The sequence below is a fragment of the Nioella sp. genome (genome assembly GCF_964229645.1).
Lineage (GTDB): Bacteria > Pseudomonadota > Alphaproteobacteria > Rhodobacterales > Rhodobacteraceae > Nioella.
In genome coordinates this window covers 1-19,597 of the sequence record NZ_CAXREX010000145.1, presented here as the reverse complement: position 1 = coordinate 19,597, position 19,597 = coordinate 1, and the positions used below count along the sequence as shown (strand labels likewise).

General features: G+C 61.8%; 21 protein-coding genes. 11 read left to right on the top strand and 10 right to left on the bottom strand.

The features are described from left to right. Window positions 1-334: MAPEG family protein (locus tag ACEQXV_RS09550; RefSeq protein ID WP_370268933.1), on the bottom strand; the 334-nt coding region annotated here is incomplete at its 3' end. Window positions 335-424: 90 nt separating this feature from the next. After that, window positions 425-865, bottom strand: a complete 441-nt coding sequence (gene msrB, locus ACEQXV_RS09545) for a peptide-methionine (R)-S-oxide reductase MsrB (protein ID WP_370268932.1) — start codon at window positions 863-865, stop codon at window positions 425-427. A gap of 167 nt (window positions 866-1,032) precedes the next feature. Here msrB and ACEQXV_RS09540 point away from each other — a divergent pair, with 167 nt between their 5' ends. The 10 genes from ACEQXV_RS09540 to ACEQXV_RS09495 all read left to right on the top strand — a co-directional run bounded on the left by ACEQXV_RS09540 (window position 1,033) and on the right by ACEQXV_RS09495 (window position 10,694). Continuing rightward, entirely contained in the window at window positions 1,033-1,920 is an 888-nt protein-coding gene (locus tag ACEQXV_RS09540) for a DMT family transporter (protein ID WP_370254259.1), read from the top strand. Between the two features lie 165 nt (window positions 1,921-2,085). After that, window positions 2,086-3,399: a hypothetical protein gene (locus tag ACEQXV_RS09535; protein ID WP_370268930.1), complete on the top strand. Its 1,314-nt coding sequence runs from the start codon at window positions 2,086-2,088 to the stop codon at window positions 3,397-3,399. 105 nt (window positions 3,400-3,504) lie between these two features. Beyond that, on the top strand, window positions 3,505-4,407 hold the full coding sequence (locus tag ACEQXV_RS09530; protein WP_370268929.1) for a DMT family transporter: 903 nt from the start codon (window positions 3,505-3,507) through the stop codon (window positions 4,405-4,407). A 73-nt stretch (window positions 4,408-4,480) separates the two neighbouring features. Further along, window positions 4,481-5,344: an ATPase gene (locus ACEQXV_RS09525; protein WP_370268934.1), complete on the top strand. Its 864-nt coding sequence runs from the start codon at window positions 4,481-4,483 to the stop codon at window positions 5,342-5,344. A 45-nt stretch (window positions 5,345-5,389) separates the two neighbouring features. Continuing rightward, a complete protein-coding gene (metA, locus tag ACEQXV_RS09520; RefSeq protein ID WP_370268928.1) occupies window positions 5,390-6,334 on the top strand; it encodes a homoserine O-succinyltransferase in 945 nt (314 codons plus the stop codon). A 3-nt stretch (window positions 6,335-6,337) separates the two neighbouring features. Next, window positions 6,338-7,285 (top strand): alpha/beta fold hydrolase, encoded by a 948-nt coding sequence (locus ACEQXV_RS09515; protein ID WP_370253151.1) that lies wholly within the window; start codon window positions 6,338-6,340, stop codon window positions 7,283-7,285. 53 nt (window positions 7,286-7,338) lie between these two features. Beyond that, a complete protein-coding gene (gene ppk2 / locus ACEQXV_RS09510; RefSeq protein ID WP_370268926.1) occupies window positions 7,339-8,226 on the top strand; it encodes a polyphosphate kinase 2 in 888 nt (295 codons plus the stop codon). Continuing rightward, window positions 8,219-8,836, top strand: a complete 618-nt coding sequence (locus tag ACEQXV_RS09505) for a TetR/AcrR family transcriptional regulator (RefSeq protein ID WP_370253148.1) — start codon at window positions 8,219-8,221, stop codon at window positions 8,834-8,836. The genes ppk2 and ACEQXV_RS09505 overlap by 8 nt, the downstream gene beginning before the upstream one ends. Further along, entirely contained in the window at window positions 8,829-10,061 is a 1,233-nt protein-coding gene (locus tag ACEQXV_RS09500) for an acyltransferase family protein (RefSeq protein WP_370253147.1), read from the top strand. Before ACEQXV_RS09505 ends, ACEQXV_RS09500 begins: the two co-directional genes overlap by 8 nt. Window positions 10,062-10,349: 288 nt before the next feature. Further along, entirely contained in the window at window positions 10,350-10,694 is a 345-nt protein-coding gene (locus ACEQXV_RS09495; protein WP_370268925.1) for a hypothetical protein, read from the top strand. A 36-nt stretch (window positions 10,695-10,730) separates the two neighbouring features. Here ACEQXV_RS09495 and ACEQXV_RS09490 read toward each other — a convergent pair whose 3' ends face one another. The 6 genes from ACEQXV_RS09490 to ACEQXV_RS09465 all read right to left on the bottom strand — a co-directional run bounded on the left by ACEQXV_RS09490 (window position 10,731) and on the right by ACEQXV_RS09465 (window position 16,991). Then, entirely contained in the window at window positions 10,731-12,464 is a 1,734-nt protein-coding gene (locus ACEQXV_RS09490) for a DNA cytosine methyltransferase (protein WP_370268924.1), read from the bottom strand. Next, a complete protein-coding gene (locus tag ACEQXV_RS09485; RefSeq protein ID WP_370268923.1) occupies window positions 12,464-13,381 on the bottom strand; it encodes a Bpu10I family restriction endonuclease in 918 nt (305 codons plus the stop codon). The genes ACEQXV_RS09490 and ACEQXV_RS09485 overlap by 1 nt, the downstream gene beginning before the upstream one ends. 230 nt (window positions 13,382-13,611) lie before the next feature. Then, window positions 13,612-14,265, bottom strand: a complete 654-nt coding sequence (locus ACEQXV_RS09480; RefSeq protein WP_370268921.1) for a hypothetical protein — start codon at window positions 14,263-14,265, stop codon at window positions 13,612-13,614. A 166-nt stretch (window positions 14,266-14,431) separates the two neighbouring features. Beyond that, window positions 14,432-14,923 (bottom strand): 30S ribosomal protein S9, encoded by a 492-nt coding sequence (rpsI, locus tag ACEQXV_RS09475; protein WP_370253232.1) that lies wholly within the window; start codon window positions 14,921-14,923, stop codon window positions 14,432-14,434. 5 nt (window positions 14,924-14,928) lie between these two features. Continuing rightward, the gene (rplM, locus tag ACEQXV_RS09470) at window positions 14,929-15,387 is read right to left on the bottom strand and encodes a 50S ribosomal protein L13 (protein ID WP_370268920.1); all 459 of its coding nucleotides are present in this window, start codon (window positions 15,385-15,387) and stop codon (window positions 14,929-14,931) included. A 200-nt stretch (window positions 15,388-15,587) separates the two neighbouring features. Then, window positions 15,588-16,991, bottom strand: coding sequence for a PLP-dependent aminotransferase family protein (locus tag ACEQXV_RS09465; protein WP_370268919.1), 1,404 nt, complete (start codon window positions 16,989-16,991; stop codon window positions 15,588-15,590). Window positions 16,992-17,090: 99 nt separating this feature from the next. On the opposite strand from ACEQXV_RS09465, the gene ACEQXV_RS09460 reads away from it, so the two are divergent. Continuing rightward, window positions 17,091-17,315, top strand: a complete 225-nt coding sequence (locus ACEQXV_RS09460; RefSeq protein ID WP_370268917.1) for a DUF1127 domain-containing protein — start codon at window positions 17,091-17,093, stop codon at window positions 17,313-17,315. 102 nt (window positions 17,316-17,417) lie between these two features. Here the strand turns inward: ACEQXV_RS09460 and ACEQXV_RS09455 are convergent, their stop codons facing one another. Both ACEQXV_RS09455 and ACEQXV_RS09450 read right to left on the bottom strand, forming a co-directional pair. Further along, the gene (locus tag ACEQXV_RS09455) at window positions 17,418-18,344 is read right to left on the bottom strand and encodes an endonuclease/exonuclease/phosphatase family protein (RefSeq protein WP_370253238.1); all 927 of its coding nucleotides are present in this window, start codon (window positions 18,342-18,344) and stop codon (window positions 17,418-17,420) included. 94 nt (window positions 18,345-18,438) lie between these two features. Continuing rightward, window positions 18,439-19,597: N-acetylmuramoyl-L-alanine amidase (locus ACEQXV_RS09450; protein ID WP_370268916.1), on the bottom strand; the 1,159-nt coding region annotated here is incomplete at its 5' end.

Sequence of the window (19,597 nt, the reverse complement as noted above, 5' to 3'; positions counted from 1 at the left end):
CAAAAAAGCCCACGAATAAGATCTCGGCGAACAGGAGGGGAGGGTTTACCGCGACGAATCCAAGTCCCACAACCCAGAACGCAGGATTAACCTCCAGGTCCGTTTGCAGGATGCGCCGGGGCCGATCCACGTAGTCGCCTGCCGAAAGTTGCGACAGTTTCGGGTCTGGATTCAGCAGACCCGGCCGCAAATCCTCGGGGCTTTGCATACCCGTTCCCGACACCACCATGCGGATGGATGCCAGGAGATTTTGATACATCATTTTCGCGACGCTGACGGCAACCACGAAAAGATACATTTGAAATACGGGGTTTTCGAGTGTGTAGAGTTCCACCTGCCTTGGGCCGATCTTGTGTTCCGTGAGTAGGAGGCAAAAAAACACAGCCAAAGCGATAGTTCAAACTTTCGCGCGGGCGACTTGGCGTCAACTCACCTGGCCGAGATAGGCGCCGTAGCCCTCCGCCTCCATCTCGGCCTTGGGCACGAAGCGCAGCGAGGCCGAGTTGATGCAATAACGCAGCCCCCCCATCTCGCGCGGGCCGTCGGGGAAGACGTGGCCCAGGTGGCTGTCGCCATGGGCCGAGCGCACCTCGGTGCGGATCATGCCGTGGGTCGTGTCGCGCAGTTCGACCACATGCGCAGCCTCCAGCGGCTTGGCGAAGGAGGGCCAGCCGCAACCGGAATTGAATTTCTGGCTGGAGGCAAAGAGCGGCTCGCCCGACACGATATCCACGTAGATGCCCGGCTCGAAATGATGGTCATATTCGCCGGTAAAGGGCCGTTCCGTCCCGTTTTCCTGCGTCACCCGGAACTGTTCCGGGGTCAGGGCAGACAGGGCCTCTTGCGTCTTGCGATAGCGGGTCATGGGCGATGCTCCTTGCGTCGTCGTGTCTGCGCTAATGTGGGGGCAACAGCGGGCCCCGACCAGCCCCCTGCCCTTCACGATGCTGCGCGCGGGCTGAAACACGGGGCCTTGTCAAAGCGCGGCCCGCCTGTCACCCATTTGCCCAAGACCCGAGCAGGATCCCCGACATGACCCGCCAAGACCCGATGACCGAGCCCTCGCAGGCCGGGCGCGCCGCGCTCTGGATGATCGGCGCGATCGTGTCCTTTTCGGCCATGGCGGTGGCGGGGCGGGCGCTGTCGTCGAACCTCGACACATTCGAGATGATGACCTACCGCTCGATCATCGGCGTGGTGATCGTGACAACCGTGGCCGTGCTGCGCGGCAAGACGGGCGAGATCACCACCCGTGACCTGCCCCGCCACGCCCTGCGCAACATCGCCCATTTCGCGGGTCAGAACCTGTGGTTCTTCTCGCTCACGCTGATCCCGCTGGCGCAGGTCTTCGCGCTGGAATTCACCAGCCCGCTGTGGGTGATCGTGCTGGCCCCGTTCCTGCTGGGGGAACGCTTTACCCTGCGCAAGCTGGCGGTGGTGCTGTGCGGGTTCCTGGGCATCCTGATCGTGGCGCAGCCCGGCACGGCACCGATCTCGCTCGGGACGGTGACGGCAGCGCTGGCGGCAATCTGTTTCGCGCTGACGGGGATATTCACCAAGCAGCTCACGCGCCATAACAGCGTGACCTGCATCCTCTTCTACCTCACCACCATGCAGCTGGTGCTGGGGCTGGTCTGCTCGGGATATGACGGCGACATTGCCCTGCCCGGCATGGCCGAAATGCCCTGGATCCTGGTCATCGGCCTGGGCGGGCTGACCGCGCATTTCTGCATCACCACGGCCATGACGCTGGCCCCGGCCACGGTGGTTCTGCCCATCGATTTCGCGCGCCTGCCGGTGATCGCGATGGTGGGCATGATTCTGTATGATGAACCGCTGAGCCTGGCCGTGTTCTTCGGCGCGGCTTTGATCTTTGGCGCTAACTATCTCAACGTCGTGGCCGAGAGACGCCGCGCCTGACGTTAGGGCAACTGTAGCAATTGCGTCACAATGGCCGAAATCTTTCGTATAGCCACAGGGCCTGCGGGGCCCTGACGTCAGGGAAGTATTTGCCACCTGCAAAGGTTGTGAAAAGCTGTCGGCATGAGGAGGGGCCGCCTTGCGGCCACCAATGAGGGACAAAACATGAAAAACATCGGGCTTGCAGCCGCCGCCCTTCTGGCGAGCACGGCAATTGCCACCGCAGGTGGTCTGGACCGTTCCGGCCAGTCGACCAGCGCCATCTTCAGTGACGACGGCACCTTCAACCTGTCTTTCGGCATCGTGATGCCGAGCGTGACCGGCACCGATACCGGCGTTGGCACCGGAAGCTATGACGTGGGTGACAACTACACCCAGTTCGGCTTCAGCTACACCAACCGTGTGAACGAGAGCTTTTCCTACGCCCTGATCGTCGATCAGCCCTATGGCGCGAACACCACCTATTCGGGCAACCCGCTGAGCGACAACCTGGCCGGCACCATGGCCGACCTGAGCAGCCAGGCCGCGACCCTGGTCCTGCGCTACCAGTTTGGTGAACGTTTCAGCGTCTTCGGTGGCCTGAGCTACGAAGGTGTCGAAGCCGACGTGGCCCTGAACGGTGCCGCCTATCGCAACGCAATTTCGATATCTGCTGTTACCGCCGGGTTCAACGCACCCGGTCAGCCCGGTGAGAACAACCCGCTGTCGTCAACCGTGCTTGGCGGTGCAATGCAGGCCATCGCGGGCGGTGACGCAACGGGTGGCGCGGCCGGTGCCCTGATCGACGGCACCTACGGCGCCGGGACCACGGCCACCCTTGCCGGGAACGTCGGAACCCAGGGGACGTCTTTCGCCACTAATGGCGGCTACAACTTCTCGATGGCCGAGGATTACTCGGTTGGTTACCTGATCGGGGCGGCCTACGAGATTCCGGACATTGCGCTGCGTTTTGCCGTGACCTACCGCCCGGAAACTGACCACAGCGCCACCACCGTCGAGAACATGTTCGGCACCACCGTGGCAAGCGCCGTGAACTACGTCACGCCTGCGTCGCTGAATGTCGACTTCCAGACCGGGATTGCAGCCGATACGCTGCTGACCGCGGGCTTCCGCTGGACCGACTTCTCGGCCGTTGACGTGGTCCCGACCCTGTTGGGCTCGGACCTTGTGAACCTCGACGATGCGTATCGTTACTCGCTCGGCCTCGCCCGTCGCTTCAACGAGAACCTCGCAGGCTCCATCAGCATCGCCTATGAGCCCACGGGCAATGGTGCAACGGTTTCCCCGCTCGGGCCGACCGACGGCCAGCTTGGCCTGACCATCGGCGGTCGCTACACCGAAGGGAACATGAGCATCACCGGCGGCATCAACTACACCTGGCTCGGCGATGCTTTCGCCGGCGTGGCAGATCAGCCGGTTGCCTACTTCTCGGACAACCATGCCATCGGCCTCGGGCTGCGTGCAGAATTCACTTTCTGATCTTCGCGCCACCTGAACACACAAGGCCCCGGGACATTCCCGGGGCCTTTTCTTTGCGCAGCTTCCGGGTCGTCGTGCCCGCGCTTTCCCGGTTAGACCTCATCCATGACCCAAACCCAGATCACCCCGCGCACCTGGCTTGACCTCGGGCTTCTCAGCCTGCTCTGGGGGGCCTCCTTCCTGTCGGTTCGGGTGGCGCTGGATGAACTGGGCGTGTTCACGCTGGTGGCCCATCGCGTCCTTTGGGCGGCGCTCATCCTGTGGCTTTACGTGGGGCTGACCCGCCTGCCGCTGCCGCGCGCCCCCGGGGTCTGGGGGGCGTTCCTGATCATGGGGCTGCTCAACAACATCATTCCCTTTTCGCTGTTGACCTGGGGCCAGCAGCATATCGAGACCGGGCTGACCTCGATCTTCAACGCCTCGACCGCGGTGTTCGCGGTGCCGGTCGCGGCGCTGGTCTTCGCAGATGAACGCATGACTCCGCGCCGGGTGGCGGGGGTGTTGGTGGCCTTCACCGGCGTTGCCATTGCGATCGGGCTGGAGGCGCTGGAGAGCTTCGACATCCGGTCGCTGGCGCAGCTGGCGGTTCTGGGGGCGACGCTGTCTTATGCCTTTGCCGCGGCCTGGGCGCGGGCCAACCTGTCCACCCTGCGCCCCGAGATGGCCGCGGCGGGGATGCTGACGGGCTCGGCGCTGGTCATGGTGCCGCTGGCACTGTGGCTGGAGGGCGCGCCCACCCTGCCCGACCTGCCGCGCACCTACGGCGCCGTGGCCTACATGGCCGGTCCTGCCACGGCGATTGCCTACCTGCTCTACTACCGCATCCTGCGCGCAGCCGGCAGCGCCAATGCCATGCTGGTCACGCTGATGATCCCGCCGGTGGCGATCACGCTTGGCGCGGTGGTGCTGCACGAGCGGCTTGCGCCCACGGCCTTCGCGGGCTTTGGCCTGCTGGCGCTTGGCCTTCTGATCCTCGACGGACGCCTCCTGCGCATCGCAAGGCGCTGAAATTGCGCATGGACCCACGCGCCCCCGCGCGGTATCGAAGACCGAGTTTCGAGCGCAGGGACACGGCATGGGCCTGATTTACGAAAACGCACGCGAGCTGAAAGCAGCGCAGGACAAGCGGCTGCTCTTCTTCGGCATGTCCGGGCTAGGCAAGACCCATGTGGCCAACCTGCTGCGCGACGAGGGCAGCTGGTTCCATTACTCGATCGATTACCGCATCGGCACCGCCTATATGGGCGAGCACATCACCGACAACCTCAAGCGGCAGGCGATGCAGGTGCCGCTTCTGGCCGAGCTCTTGCGCTCGGACTCGATCTATATCGGCTCGAACATCACCTTCAACAATCTCGCGCCGCTGTCGACCTACCTTGGCAAGCCGGGCAATCCCGCGCTTGGAGGGCTGAGCTTTGCCGAATACATGCGCCGGCAGGACCTGCACCGCCGGGCCGAGATCAACGCGCTGCTCGATACGCCCCATTTCATCAAGCGCGCGCACGATCTCTATGGCTATTCCAACTTCGTCTGCGATACCGGCGGGTCGATCTGCGAGGTGGTCGAACCCGACAATCCCGCCGACGAGGTGATGAAAACGCTCAATGCCAATACGCTGATGGTCTGGATCGAAGGCAGCGAGGCCCATACCGAAGAGCTTATTCGCCGGTTCGACCGGGCGCCGAAGCCCATGTATTACCAGCCGCGGATCATGCGCCAGCTGTGGGACGACTATAAGCGCGAACGCGGGGTCGAGGCCGCAGACGTGGTGCCCGACGACTTCATCCGCTTCGCCTATGCCCGCGCGATCCGCCACCGGGTGCCGCTTTATGCCTCGATGGCGAAGAACTGGGGCGTCACCGTCAAGGCCGAGGACGTGGCCACGGTCCGCGACGCGGGCGACGTGCTGGAGCTTGTCGCCGCGGCCCTTGAGACGATGCGCTGAAGCCCCTAATTCTGCTGTTCCACCCGTAACCGGAGCCCCGATCCCATGCCGATCAAACTGCCCTCCAACCTGCCCGCCTATGAAGTGCTCTCGCGCGAGGGCGTCATGGTCATGGCAGAGGACGCGGCAGCGCGACAGGACATCCGGCCCCTGCGGATCGGGCTGCTCAACCTCATGCCCAAGAAGATCCAGACGGAAAACCAGTTTGCCCGCCTGATCGGGGCCACGCCCTTGCAGATCGAGTTCAGTCTCATCCGCATGAGCGAGCACCAGACCAAGAACACCGCCGCCGAGCATATGGAGGAATTCTACCGCCCCTTTTCGGAGGTGGAGGCAACGGGCGAGAAGTTCGACGGGCTCATCATCACCGGTGCGCCGATCGAGCACCTGGAATTCGACCAGGTGACGTATTGGGACGAACTGACCCGCATCTTCGACTGGACACAGACCAACGTGCATGCCACCTTCGGCGTCTGCTGGGGCGGGATGGCGATGATCAACCATTTCCACGGGGTCAGGAAGCACATCCTCGATCACAAGGCCTTCGGCTGTTTCAGGCACATGAACCTCGCACCGGAAGTCTCTCTTCTCAGGGGATTTTCTGACGACCTGGTGATGCCGGTCAGCCGTTGGACGGAGATGCGCCGAGACGAGATCGAGGCCGTTCCCGGCCTGCGCATCCTGATCCATTCCGACGAGGTTGGACCCGCGTTGGTCGAGGACCCGGCGCATCGGGCGCTCTATGTCTTCAACCATTTCGAATATGACTCGGGCACGCTCAAGCAGGAATACGACCGCGACATCGCCGAAGGCACGCCCATCAACGTGCCCACGAATTATTACCCCGATGACGACCCCTCGAAGCCGCCGCAGAACCGCTGGCGCAGCCATGCGCATCTGCTCTACGGCAACTGGATCTCGGAAATCTACGAAACCACCCCCTTCGACCTGGACAAGATCGGGCTGGAAAGCACCGACCTGAGGGGCTGAGCCATGGCCGCGGGGCTGACCGCACTGGCATTGGCGGGGGCTGCCGCCGGGCTGACGCATTGGCGCGCGGGCGTGCAGGAGGCCCGTGCCGAAGAACGCTATCCACCGCTTGGGCAATTGCTGGATGTGGACGGTGTTCAGGTCCACGCCCATGTGGAAGGCCACGGGCCGGACCTGGTGTTGATCCACGGATCTTCGGGCAATCTGCGCGACTTCACGTTTCGGCTTTTGCCATTATTGTCAGATCATTACAGGGTGATCCTCATGGATCGTCCCGGGCTTGGCTACAGCGACCCGATCAGTGCGGACGGGGCGACGCTGCGCCAGCAGGCGGAGGTCTTGGCGGGCGCAGCGCGCCAGCTTGGGGCCGAGCGGCCCATCGTGATGGGCCAGAGCCTGGGCGGCGCGGTGGCGCTGGCCTGGGCCGTGCAGCACCCCGACCAGATCGCGGCGCTTGTCACCGTCTCGGGCGTTTCGCACCCCTGGACCACGGGGCTTGGCGCCTATTACACGGTGCTTTCCAGCTGGCCCGGGCGGCACCTGCTGATCCCGGCCCTGACGGCCTTCCTGCCCGACCGCGTGATCGAGGACCAGATCGCCGCGATTTTCGCCCCCGAACCGGTACCCGAGGGCTACGGCGCCCATTTCGGCCCCCGCCTGACGCTGCGCCGGGGCGCGATGCGGGCCAATGCCCTGCAAAGGCGGCATCTTCTGGGCTGGATCACGGAGCTCGCCCCGCACTACGCCAGCCTCAACCTTCCCGTTGAAATCCTGCACGCGACGGGCGACCGCACGGTTGGATGTGCCATCCATTCCGAGCCTCTTTCCCGCGCGATCCCCGGCGCAAGGCTGACCACGCTCGACAGCGCCAGCCACATGCCGCATCACACCCATCCCGGCGATGTCGTGGCCGCCATCGACCGCGCCGCCGCCCGCGCCGGATTGCGCTGAGCGCCCCCGAGGCCCATATTGGGCCAGAGCAGCAAGACCTTAAGAGCCAGACCATGACCGACCTGCCCTTCGACGGTGCGATCAGCGCCTTCTACGACACCGACGCCCCTGCCCCCGTCCGCAGCGCCATCCAGGACGCGAAGAAGGACAGCGTGCTGGATCCGTCCTTTCCCTACCAGGAGAGGATGGACAAGAAGGACTACGAAGATCAGCTGGAGGCGCTACAGATCGAACTGGTGAAATGCCAGGCCTGGGTCAAGGAAAGCGGCAAACGGGTGGCGGTGGTCTTCGAAGGACGCGATGCAGCCGGCAAGGGCGGCGCCATCAAGCGGGTGCGCGAAAACCTCAACCCGCGGATCGCCTCGGTCGTGGCGCTGTCGAAACCGACCGAGCGCGAGGCCGCGCAATGGTATTTCCAGCGCTACATCCAGCATCTTCCCGCAGGGGGCGAAATGAAGCTCTTTGACCGCAGCTGGTACAATCGCGGCGTGGTGGAACATGTCTTCGGCTTCTGCACGCCCACGCAGCGCCAGAACTTCTTCGGCCAGTTGCCCGAATTCGAGGACATGCTGGTGCGCGATGGCATTCACCTGGTGAAGATCTGGCTCAATGTCGGCCGGGCCGAGCAGCTGCGCCGTTTCCTCGACCGGGAACGCGACCCGCTGAAACAGTGGAAACTCAGCTGGATCGATGTCGAGGGGCTGAAGAAATGGGATGCCTACAGCGCCGCCATCAGCGAGACGCTGGAGCGCGGCCATTCCGACCGGGCCCCCTGGACGGTGATCCGCTCCGACGACAAGCGCCGGGCGCGCCTGGCGGTCATCCGCAAGATCCTGTCGGGGCTCGACTACGACCGCAAGGACAAGACCATCGTGGGCGAACCCGACCCGGCCATCTGCGGCGGCCCCGAGATGTGGACGGACAATCCGGCACATGGGTAAACGCGGCTACCATCACGGCAACCTGCGCCAGGCCCTCGTGGATGCGGCGCTTGAGCTGATCGAGGAAAAGGGACCGACGGGGTTTACCCTGTCGGAAGCGGCCAAGCAGGCGGGGGTGACACCCGCTGCCGTCTACCGCCATTTCGAGGGGCGCGAGGCGCTGATCGCGGAAGGCGCACGCCAGGGCCACGAGATCTTTGCCGATGTGATGGAATATGCCTTCGAGTCCGGCGGGCCTTCGGCGCTGGCTGCGTTCGAGGCCACGGGCCGCGCCTACCTGGCCTTCGCCCGCAAGTATCCCGGCCATTACATGGCCATGTTCGAAAGCGGCATCCCGATGAACGCGACCCCGGGCCTGGCCAGCGCCGCCGCCCGGTCGCGGGCGATCCTGGAAAAGGCGGCAGAGGCGCTGTCGCAGCACATTCCCCCGGAAAAGCGCCCGCCCGCCAGCATGTTTTCCGCCCATATCTGGGCCATGAGCCATGGCGTGGTCGAGCTTTTCGCCCGTGGCAAACCGGGCGGCAACGCGCCCTTCCCGCCCGAGGAACTGCTGGAGGCCGGGATCGGCATCTACCTGCGCGGACTTGGCCTGATCGACCCCGATGCCTGACACCGCCCGCCTTGACCCTGTCTTCGCGGATCCCGCCCGCCGCCGTCTGATGGACCTGCTGCGGGCCTATGGCATCCTGCAGGTGGTGCTGTTCCACGTCCTGCACGGGCTCTCGCGCTTTGCCCCGCCCGAGGACCTGCCCGCCATCATGGAACGCCTGCCGCGCGCGCTGAACTTCGCCTGGCAGCCTGACGGGCCGGATGTGATCTTCGTGGTCTCGGCGCTGTTGCTGGGTGTCTCGCTGATCGAGGAACGCCTGGCCACCGGCCGCATTTCCCGGCGCGATTACCTGGTCAAGCGGGTCAGCCGTATCGTGCCGCTCTACTGGCTGGCGGTGGCGCTTTTCGCGCTTGGCCAGGGCGACGGCCTGCGCGAGGTGCTGCTGTCGGCATTTTTCCTGGGCTACACGCTTGGCGATTCCAGCGTCGTGCCCGTGGGCTGGTCGATGGAGGTGATCCTGCTGGCCTACCTGGCATTGCCGCTGGCGGTCGAAGGGCTGTTCCGGCTGCGCCGACCGGGGCTGTGGCTTGTCCTGGCCTTCGCCGCCTCGGGCCTTGTCCGATATGGCTACCTCGCGGTCAGCGGCGACAGCGTGGCGCGGCTTCTGCCCGATCTCATCGCCACGCAGGAACCCACCCGCGCGGCCTTCGAGCTCTACTTCCGGCCCTGGTTCCGCCTGTCGCCCTTCATCGCAGGTCTGGCGGTGGCGTGGTGGCTGGTCATGCGCCCGGGCTGGATCACGCGGTTGGAACAAAGCCGGGGCGCGCGCATCACCCTCGCCCTCGCGGCCCTGCCCATCCTGTGGCTGGCCTGGGGCCTGCCCATCCACGATGAACGCTCCTGGGTCTATGCCTGGGGAAGCGAGCGGTTCTGGGCGCTTTACTGGTGTTTCACCATTCCCCTGACATCAATCGGCGTCGGGCTGCTGGCGCTGTCGGGCCTGACCGCGCCGGGCGGATCGCTCGGCGCGCGGGTGCCGGGCCCCTGGGGGGCGGTCTCGCGCACCATCTTCCCGATCTACCTCTTCCACATGTTCTTCCTGCTCATCGCCGCCGTGGTCGTGTTCCGCTCGACCGAGTCCGAGGCGCTCGGGCAGGCGAACCTGTGGCTGGTCCTGGGCACGTTCGGGCTGACGGCAGCCCTGAGCCTTGGCTTTGGCCTGCTGCTCAACCGGTTCTTCGAGGCCCCGATCCAGGCAAAATTGCGGGCGCGCTTCGCCAACTGACCAGCCTGCGCCAAGCGAAAAGGGCCGCCCCAACCGGGACGGCCCTTCGCAAAATCGTATCGCCGTGAAATCAGCGCTTGGCTAAACTAGAGCCTCTACTTCATATGTTTTTACAGTAGTTTACAGCCATAAAAAGCTTGCTGTTAAACAAACGCAAAACTTTCAGCTAGCTTAGCTTGTTAGCTGTTATGCTGACCGAGCTTTGGTAGCGAAAGCAACAGCCTTATCCAATTCACCACTCTCAGCAGCAGCTTTGAACGCATCCAGCACAGCCTGTACGTCCCCAAGTTGCTCGACAAAAACCGCGTTGCTTTTTCCGTTAATGTTGAGAACGCGAGTTCCGTACCTGCATTGCACGTACCACCCACCGTCTTGCGCAAAGAACCAAGGCCGAACTCGCTTTTGGGCCTCAACCTGCACACGCTCGGACTAGGCGGCTTGCGCGGCGAAGCGGGCATGACGGAAGTTGAGCTTGAAGCAGAAGAACGCGATGGTGTGCCGCAAGACAAGCGTGGTCGTCCAAAACAGTCAGCGCCTGCCCCAGCCTCAGTTGTCGAAAGCAAGCTCAACACAGCCAAAGCTGCATCGGCCAAAGCTGTCATCCCCCGATTTCCAACCGCCGTTAGGGGCTGAATTATAGCTTCGCTGGGTAGACCGTGCGCAACTAGATCACGCTAGAACCTTAGTTTGAGCAGCAAAACAGTCTTTGATCGCCGCAATTACAGTTGCGCGAATATCCGCGGAAACACTAGCTGCTTCGGTCAGCTTTAGTCCGCGCACACGTCGCCCGGTTCTGGGATTAATTACGGTCACGTCAACCGCAAGATCTTCTGCAATCATTTTGTCAGCAACAGTCACTGCCACTTGATGATCTAATCCAAGCAAACACCTTAAGTGATAGTCCAACCCATGGTCATTGTCATTCTTGACCAAGGACTGCGTGTCATCTTTGCTTATTAAAAGCGGCATCTCATGGCTATGATTTGCATTGGGAGCGAGATCGGTGGAGCAAACAGGGCAATCCTTTAACCCAACAATAACCGGAACTAGAGCGAACGCCTCCAAAGGCACTCTGATACCATTAGCGACATATTCTTCTCCTTCGAGCGCCAGCCAACTAGACGAAATATTTCTAAGGAGTAATCTGACGGCATCTGGAAGTGTCTTCTGCACTTGCGGCAATGAGTGCGGCCACTTTCGCGCACCTTGTGATGATATTGTACGCACACTACGCTTATAGAATTCTTTTGGCACACGGGCGCTTTCAATCGCATTAATAATACTCTCACCCAGCGCCTTTGCCACGAGGGGGCAAACGGCGTTCCCAATTTGATTATACTGGGACAGATTCTTCTCCCAACTCATTGCAGTACGTTTCCCCCGAAAAATAAATGAATCAGGGAAACTCATAAGTCTCGCAGCTTCTCTTGCTGTTAGGTTGCGATGTCGATCGGGATGCAAGAATAGCGACTGAAAGCTAGCTGGAATAGCTAAAGACGGCTTTGCCGGATCAAGGCGATAGTTATTATACTTGAATGGCTTATCAACAGCTTGACCAGTCCGATATCCTATCTGTCCGTACTCCAGGGAAACATCTTTTAGCGACTTTCCCGGTTCTATTTGCTTGAAACGTTCAATAAGCCTGTCCGTGTGCTTCATCGCAATATGATTGAACACGGACGTAGATTTAACCCTCATTGCGGCTTGGTATTCGTTTTGCGGTTCACTGAGATACTCAGTGGCATCATCGCAGCCTTCACCTGCATCAATAATCGGCAAATCATTGAAGGCGTCGCCTACGGTCACGTGCTTCGGGATATTTCCGAACAGATTAGGCGATGCATCCTTGGAAGCAACATGGGTTGGCTGCGGAAAATTAAACTTGACCCCCGGCGCCGTACAGACAATGAACGCCCTTTTTCGGAGCTGTGGTACCCCAAAATCCGCAGCATTAAGAACTCTAGCCTCTACCCCATATGACAGAGTGCTCAGTTCAGCTCGAACAACATCCAACACTGTCCCCATTTTTGTTTTTTTTGTTAGGATGTTTGGAACATTTTCTATGACGGCAATTTTCGGCCTGACAATTGCGACCCAGTGAAGAAACCAAAATACTAATTCGTTTCTTGGATCTGACACGCCAAATTGGGTCGATCCAGCAACAGAGAAGCCTTGACATGGAGGCCCGCCAACTATCACGTCGACCCCACGAAACTCTTCAATAGCCGCGTCTGGCAAAGTACGAATGTCGGCTTCAATAACTTTGCTCTCAGGAAAGTTAGCTCGGAGTGTCTCTGCGGCCCAGTTATCGACTTCTAGCTTCATGCTAGACTTGAGACCCGCAGCCCGAAGGCCCTCGGAAAACCCACCGCATCCAGCAAAAAGATCAATACAATCAGCCATTAGAAGTATCCCTTTTCGAGAACTGCGCCCTCAGTAATACCTACTTCTGGGGGGAAAGACTCATTAAGTTTGAAAATCAGTCTTCGGAAGGAGTCCAAGTTTAAGGGATTATTGTCGAGGTGTTGCTCATACTGAACGGCCGCGTCTTTTCGGCCTTGCGCGGATGAAAACGTGGCCCGCTGACCGGAGCCCAGGCGTTTCGCTTTGCGCAAAATAATAACCTCGTCAATGGATGTGACACGGGTATCTATGGGCGGCATGTCCAGCCACTCACACAGCAAAACATATACTGCATCGCCAACTGATGCCTTTAGCTCTCTTGCAGTGGCCGCGGCCTCCTGAAACATCGTCTTGTCTAGGTTCGTTTTGATTTCGGATACAAAATACGCAACGTTTAGCTCCGTAGTCACGCTATGCTCAAAGCCATTCCTTGTGGACGCTTTGAGATAGAGCTTCCTTCCTACTGTGAAGTCTTGATCTTTTTTCTTCACGTAGATGAGACCAGCGTCGATTGCGGCATACGGGGGGCCAATAAAAAGGCCCGAATAGCAAGCTTGTGGCCCAACTTGGCAGCCATCCAAGTTAACGATACCGGGAATTAGCCTTTCATCGACAAGGTATGGAAGAAATTCCTCCATAATTGTGTTGATAATTTTGAGTTGCCCGGAAGACCGATATAGAAAATCTTGTTCGGAACAGAATATTAGATCAAACTCTATAAATTTCTTATACTCATTTGTCGCCGAAACGAGTTTTTCCAAAAGGACATCACCTTCGCCCTCTGCGCTCTTAAGGACTTCAAGCCAATTGTTGTAACGCTCCAAAGCGGCATCCACACGAGGCTTGTCAACGTCCGGTAGCTTTGGATTTCGGCTCAACGCCTTTAATGCTTTTCCATGAGGATCAGGCTTGGTCATTTTCGCAACTGCTCGCGTGTTACTGGGGATTGGAGTACGATATCTTGGGACTGTGACATACTCAAGCAACGACATGCAGTGAAACCGCCGGGCCGCACCAGTTTGACGCAAGCTGCGTGGCGTACAGCAGCCCCTCATGCAATCTCAACGTCTACTATCCGCGCCCACCCTCTCAGCGCTGTAGCCCCGCCGCTAGACGCTGTACGGCACCACTACATCAAAGTTTGATGTTAGTGCGGGCGGCGAGCTGCTGCCCCACGCATCGAATCCAGCTTGCGTTTCGCCCGTTCTACTTCGGTCTTGCCCGTAGCCGCTATTTCACGCAGCGCACTCTGCTCCATGTCCATGCTCTTTTTGGCAGGAGTGACGGCATGATTCCCGTAGCGCTGTCGTTCTTCCTCACTGGCCCGCTTCCAGTACGTCATGCGCCAAGTCCAGTAGCCCTGCACAAACGCCTGCGTCATTTCATCAAGCTTCATGTCGGCAAAGTACGGAAGCCAGTAGCGCTTTGAATGTTTTTCGTACCAGCTAATGCGCTGGTTCTTGCCCTTACGGCCTTTTGCAAAAGCCGCCGCCTCTAAGCGTTGCCGCTTGTCAGCCCACCACATCACATAGAGGTCGTGAAAAGTGAGCTGTTTGACAGGTTCTTTTTTCTTCGCCCGCAGCCGCAAGTCGTCGTACTTGTCCAGTGCGTAACGCTTGGCTTCCTCCAAGTCCGTTTCGCCCGTGCTCTCCTGCACGTACGTCACCTTATTTCCGTAAACGTCACGCATACCCCGCACGTGTATGCGCATGTGGTAGATGGGCTTTTTGGCATTGGGACGGTGGAACAGGATAATGTTGCCGTCTTTCAGCTCGACCTTGTTCAAATAGCTCTTACTCATCGCCAGCAGCTTGTTCGAATTTCTGTAAACTATGTGTAAGATCACCAGTGTAGCATGCCTATATGAAGCTTCATGTCAAACTTTTGTAAGTCATGCCCACAAAGAAAAAGCGCAGTCGAAACTGCGCTTTTCCAATAACTTAGCTGTTCTAGCGTCAGCGTTTTCGTTAACGCTTGGAGAACTGGAAGGAGCGGCGGGCCTTGCGGCGGCCGAACTTCTTGCGTTCCACCACGCGGCTGTCGCGGGTCAGGAAGCCAGCGGCTTTCAGCGCGCCGCGCAGGGTCGGCTCGTAGCGCTGAAGCGCGACCGAGATACCGTGCTTGACCGCACCGGCCTGACCGGACAGACCGCCACCTTTCACGGTGGCCATCACGTCGAACTGGTCTTCGACGCCGGCTACGGTGAAGGGCTGACGCAGGATCATCTGCAGCACCGGACGGGCGAAGTAGGCGTTCATTTCCTTACCGTTCACGGTGACCTTGCCGGAACCCGGCTTGATCCACACGCGGGCAACGGCGTCTTTACGCTTGCCGGTGGCATAGGAACGGCCAAGCGCGTCGCGCTGCGGTTCACGGGGGGTGTCGATCTCGATCGCGGGGGCGGCGGAACCGCCGGCCACGGCCTGAAGCTCTTCGAGCGAGGTAATGGTTTCAGCCATGTCTCTTAGCTCCGCGTGTTCTTGGAGTTCATGGATTTCACATCCAGCACGGTCGGGGACTGTGCTTCATGCGGATGCTCGGCACCGGCGTAGACGCGCAGATTGGTCATCTGCTTGCGGCTGAGCGGGCCACCGGGAAGCATGCGCTTGACGGCCTGCGTGACGACGCGCTCGGGATACTTGCCTTCCAGGATCTGGCCGGTGGTGCGGGACTTGATGCCGCCCGGGTAACCGGTGTGCCAGTAGTTCGGCTTGTTGCGCTTGTTGCCAGTCACCTGCACCTTGTCGGCGTTGGTGACGATGACATTGTCGCCCATGTCCATGTGCGGGGTGAACGACGCCTTGTGCTTGCCGCGCAGGCGCATGGCGATGATCGAGGCGAGACGGCCCAGAACAACGCCTTCGGCGTCGATCAGGATCCAGTTCTTCTCGATATCCGCCGGGGTAGCGGTGAAGGTTTTCATCTGTCTTTTCCTTGCGGGGCCGGGGCCGGTCTGGCACCCGGATCATCTCTCAAGAACGAACGAGGGGCGAAAGCCCCCCGTCGGATGGGCGTGTTCTAACGATTTCGGGGGCAAGGTCAATAGAATGTTTGACCACTCAGTTTTGAAATATAAAGCAAAATCAATAACTTGAAAATGTGGTATTATTTTACCCCAGCTTATCAGACGCTGATCTGCTCCGGCGGGTCGCTCAGCAGCGCGCGCAGCCGCTCCATCGCGGATTCGAACACCTCCAGCGACAGGTTGCCGTTGATCGCGATGCGCACCGCATGGGGCGCGCGCCCGTCGCGCAGGGAAAACTCGTCGGCCGAGCGGATCTGAACCCCGTCGCGTTCGGCCGCCCGGCAAAAGCCCGCTGCGCGCCAGCCCGCCGGCAGGGTCAGCCACAGGAACGGCACTTCCGGATCCCACCGCAGATCATAGCCCCCCAGCACGTTGACCGCCACGCGCACGTAGTCGGCCATGCGCGCCTGCACCCTGGCCACGACCTCGTGAATGCGCGGATGGGTCAGCAACAGCCGTGTGGTTTCCGCCAGTGGCTGCGACAGGCCGAAATATCCGTATTCAGCGGCCTTGCGCAACTCGGCCGTTCGGCCAAGCGGGGCCAGCGCAAAACCAACCCGCAGCGCCGGGGTCAGGCTTTTCGAGATCGAGGAGACATGCCAGCAGCGGTCGGGCGCAAGGGCCCTCAGGCTCGGCTCGCGCGCGGCCCCCATCCGGTAGCAGTCATCCTCCAGCACCTGCATGTCGTGGCGCTCGGCCACCGCCAGCAGCGCCTTGCGCCGCGCCAGCGGCATGTGCCCGCCGGTTGGATTCTGCACTTCGGGCGTCAGGCAGACCATCTGCGCCCCGTGAATGCGGGCCAACCGATCGAGATCTTCGGGATCCATCCCCTGCTCGTCCATGCGCACCGCCACCACCTCGGCGCGCATCAGCTCTGCCGCGCGGCGAAAGCCCGCGTAGGACAGTTCCTCGACCAGAAGGACGGGACGCGAGCCCGTGAGCGCCGCTTGCAGGATCACGCAAATCCCGTTCTGGCCTCCATGGGTCAGCACCACGTCCTCTTCCCCGAAAGGCCCGAGCGGCAGGTCCGACAGCCAGTCGCGCACCGCCTCTCGCACCGGCTGGTAATAGTCGCGGGTGGGGTAGTTCAGGAAAAGGGCCGGTTCGGCCTCGGCGGCGTGTTTCATGGCCTCGCGGATCAGCGCCACCTGCCCCATATCGGCCAGGCGCGGCGCAAAGAGGCTGACATGACCGGGGTCGGTCGCCTCCAGCCGCCTGAGGGACCGCGACCAGATATCTTCCTGCATCTGCGACTTGGGGGCCGCGACGAAGGTGCCCCGGCCCACATGGCTTTCCAGCACCCCCTCGTCTGTCAGGATCGTGTAGGCGCGCGCCACGGTGCCCGGCGTGATCGACAGTTGCCAGGCCAGGTCCCGCACCGGGGGCAGCTTCTGCCCCACGGGCAAGGTCCCGTCGGCGGTCGCCTCGCGGATTGAATCGACCACGGCACGATACTTGGGGCCATCGCGGCCCTCCAGCGTGGGCTGCCAGATTGTATTCATTACAATGTTTCTCTCGACCGTATGTATCAATTTTTGTATCCCTTTCTCATGGCAAATTGGCCATATTGTGTCAATACAATTTAGTGAAAGGACTCTCTCATGACACAGGCTCACACACAGACCGCCCTCGGCTATCTCACCGGACGTCAGCTGCCCCCGGCCGCCGCCGCTGCGCTGCGTGTCGTGGTGCTTGTGGTGAAGTGGGAAGAGCGCCGCCGCACCCGCCGGGGCCTCAAACGGCTCGACGCGCATCTGCTGAACGATATCGGGCTGAGCCGCCGGGATGTCGAACGCGAATTGGCGCGCCCGGTCTGGGAAGACTGAGATCAGGCTTCGCGACAGGGCGGGCCGCCCTCTTCCCGGCCCGCATCATGCGCGAAGGGGCGGACTTCAGGTCCGCCCCTTTTTCACGTCCAGCGCCAGTGGTCAGTAAGGTGCCAGATCGACCCAGACCGGGTAATGATCGGACGGGTAACGCCCCGCCTGCCCCGCGCGATAAACCTGCGCCTCGCTCTCTGCGCGCAGCCCCTCGCCATGCAGAATATGGTCGATCGCCCCGTAAAGATGCAACCCGCCGTTGAAATGGTAACTGGCCCCCGATGAGGGAACCAGCACCAGGCCCTCCTCCTGAAACAGCCGCAGGGCGCGCGCATCGGCAAACTCGTTGAAATCGCCCAGGACGAGGACTGCATCCCCCCGCGCGCGCGCCGTCTCCACGATGTCAATCGCCCCATAGGCCCCGCTTTGACGGCGCAGATGGTCTGAGAAGTGCAGATGCAGGTTGATCGCGGTCAGGCGCTGCCCGGTGCGCCTGTCCTGAAGCCGGGCCCAGGTAATGCGGTCGGGATAGCCCGCCACCGCCCCCGCCAGACCCGGCGCATCCCCAAGCGAAGCACAGCCCTCGTCCAGAAAGCCAAACCGGGCGCGGCGATAGAAGATGGGCTGCCCGGTTTCCCGCCCCCCGTGCCCGCTCGCCGCCGCAACCCCGTAGGCGGCAAGATGCGCGGTCAGCCAGTCGCGCTGCACCGTGGGGCTGCCCTGGGGTTCCCCCGTCCAGCTTTCCACTTCCTGGAAGGCGATGAGATCGGCGTCGATCTCGGCCAGGGCCGCACGCAGAAGCGGCCAGCGCGCTTGCCACGCGTCCATCCCCAACGGGCCATCGACCGCCCGTTCCGTCAGGTCGAGATATCGAATGTTGAAGGTGGCGACCCGTAGGGCATTGTCAGAAGCTGGTGGCAAACGCGGATCACGCGGCGCTGACGCGGGGCCAGCGCAGCCCGATAGGGCCAGCCCACAGGCCGACGCCATCAGCCCGGCCAGGACCGAGCGCCTCGTGTCATATCCATCTGACATGGCCGTCGCGCGCCCCCACGATGCGCTCTGGTCACTATTGCTCCTGTCAAATCATGGCAGAGCCACGCGGCGCCGCCTAGGGGTCACGGCACGTCTATTGACGCATCAGCCCCACGCGCGCCTCGTCGGCGATGGCCCAGGCCACCAGCGCGTCGCGGATCGCCTCCTGCACGGTTTCCCGCCACTCCGGGTCCATCAGGTTGGCCAGGTCATCCATGTCCGAGATGAAGCCAAGCTCGACCAGGACAGAGGGAATATCCGCCGCTTTCAGAACGGAAAACCCCGCTTCCAGGCGCGGATGGGGATGCAGTTCAACCCCGGCCCCGTCCATCGCCTCGACGATGTGATCGGCCAGCGAGTCGGACCGGGGGGCCGTTTCCAGCCGCGCCAGGTCGATCAGGATATCGGCCACCTCGTCATCGCTGCCTGCGAGGTCCACGCCTGCCAGCAGGTCGGCGCGGTCATGGGATTCGGCCAGCGCCTCGGAGGCCGCGTCCGAGGCCGTTTCAGACAGAGTGTATACAGTCGCCCCGCGCGCATCGCCCGCCGCCAGCGCATCGGCATGAAGCGAGATGAAGGCCGCCGCCCCTGCCCCGCGCGCGATTGTCACGCGTTCGGGCAGTGACACGAACCAGTCGCCCTCGCGTGTCAGCACCACGTCGAAAAGCCCCGAACGCAGCAGCACTTCGCGCAGTTCGATGGCAAAGACCAACATCAGGTCGGCCTCGTCCTGCCCGCGCCGCTGCGCGCCGGGATCGACGCCGCCATGCCCGGGATCGAGCGCGATCATCAAGAGCGCCTCGTCCCGGCCTGGATCGGGCGCATCCACCACCGGAACGGGCGGCAGGCGCACGCCGGGCGGCACATGCGCCGCGGATTCGGCAAACTCGGCTTGTGACACGGGCGCAAGGGAGAGGCTGACCAGGGCGGTGCCGTCCACTTCGTCGGTGCGCATCTCGGCGCGCGCGATGCCAAGGGGGGCCGAAAGCGACAGCACCATGCGCGACCAGCCGGCATCGCCACGCCCGGTGGCCACGTCCGTGACAGAGGACGCTTCATCGAAGCCGTCGGGCAGGCCTGTCCAGGTCACTTCTCGGAAATCGACCACCAACCGGGCGGGCGCATCCAGCACGAAGGCGCGGTAGGGCACCGCCTGGCTCAGCGACAACGAAAGCTCGACCCCGCCGCCAGGACCATCGCGCAGGAAAGATCCCTCGCCCATCACCCGGGCAAGTGCGCGCAGATCCTGCGCG

What these genes read in the sequence shown, in the direction of transcription:
- ACEQXV_RS09455 (WP_370253238.1), bottom strand. Translation starts at nt 18,344, where the DNA reads ATGTCAGATGGATATGACACGAGGCGCTCGGTCCTGGCCGGGCTGATG.
- ACEQXV_RS09535 (WP_370268930.1), top strand. Translation starts at nt 2,086, where the DNA reads ATGAAAAACATCGGGCTTGCAGCCGCCGCCCTTCTGGCGAGCACGGCA.
- ACEQXV_RS09515 (WP_370253151.1), top strand. Translation starts at nt 6,338, where the DNA reads ATGGCCGCGGGGCTGACCGCACTGGCATTGGCGGGGGCTGCCGCCGGG.
- metA (WP_370268928.1), top strand. Translation starts at nt 5,390, where the DNA reads ATGCCGATCAAACTGCCCTCCAACCTGCCCGCCTATGAAGTGCTCTCG.
- msrB (WP_370268932.1), bottom strand. Translation starts at nt 865, where the DNA reads ATGACCCGCTATCGCAAGACGCAAGAGGCCCTGTCTGCCCTGACCCCG.
- ACEQXV_RS09460 (WP_370268917.1), top strand. Translation starts at nt 17,091, where the DNA reads ATGACACAGGCTCACACACAGACCGCCCTCGGCTATCTCACCGGACGT.
- ACEQXV_RS09490 (WP_370268924.1), bottom strand. Translation starts at nt 12,464, where the DNA reads ATGGCTGATTGTATTGATCTTTTTGCTGGATGCGGTGGGTTTTCCGAG.
- ACEQXV_RS09530 (WP_370268929.1), top strand. Translation starts at nt 3,505, where the DNA reads ATGACCCAAACCCAGATCACCCCGCGCACCTGGCTTGACCTCGGGCTT.
- ppk2 (WP_370268926.1), top strand. Translation starts at nt 7,339, where the DNA reads ATGACCGACCTGCCCTTCGACGGTGCGATCAGCGCCTTCTACGACACC.
- rpsI (WP_370253232.1), bottom strand. Translation starts at nt 14,923, where the DNA reads ATGGCTGAAACCATTACCTCGCTCGAAGAGCTTCAGGCCGTGGCCGGC.
- ACEQXV_RS09505 (WP_370253148.1), top strand. Translation starts at nt 8,219, where the DNA reads ATGGGTAAACGCGGCTACCATCACGGCAACCTGCGCCAGGCCCTCGTG.
- ACEQXV_RS09540 (WP_370254259.1), top strand. Translation starts at nt 1,033, where the DNA reads ATGACCCGCCAAGACCCGATGACCGAGCCCTCGCAGGCCGGGCGCGCC.
- ACEQXV_RS09465 (WP_370268919.1), bottom strand. Translation starts at nt 16,991, where the DNA reads ATGAATACAATCTGGCAGCCCACGCTGGAGGGCCGCGATGGCCCCAAG.
- rplM (WP_370268920.1), bottom strand. Translation starts at nt 15,387, where the DNA reads ATGAAAACCTTCACCGCTACCCCGGCGGATATCGAGAAGAACTGGATC.
- ACEQXV_RS09500 (WP_370253147.1), top strand. Translation starts at nt 8,829, where the DNA reads ATGCCTGACACCGCCCGCCTTGACCCTGTCTTCGCGGATCCCGCCCGC.
- ACEQXV_RS09485 (WP_370268923.1), bottom strand. Translation starts at nt 13,381, where the DNA reads ATGACCAAGCCTGATCCTCATGGAAAAGCATTAAAGGCGTTGAGCCGA.
- ACEQXV_RS09480 (WP_370268921.1), bottom strand. Translation starts at nt 14,265, where the DNA reads ATGAGTAAGAGCTATTTGAACAAGGTCGAGCTGAAAGACGGCAACATT.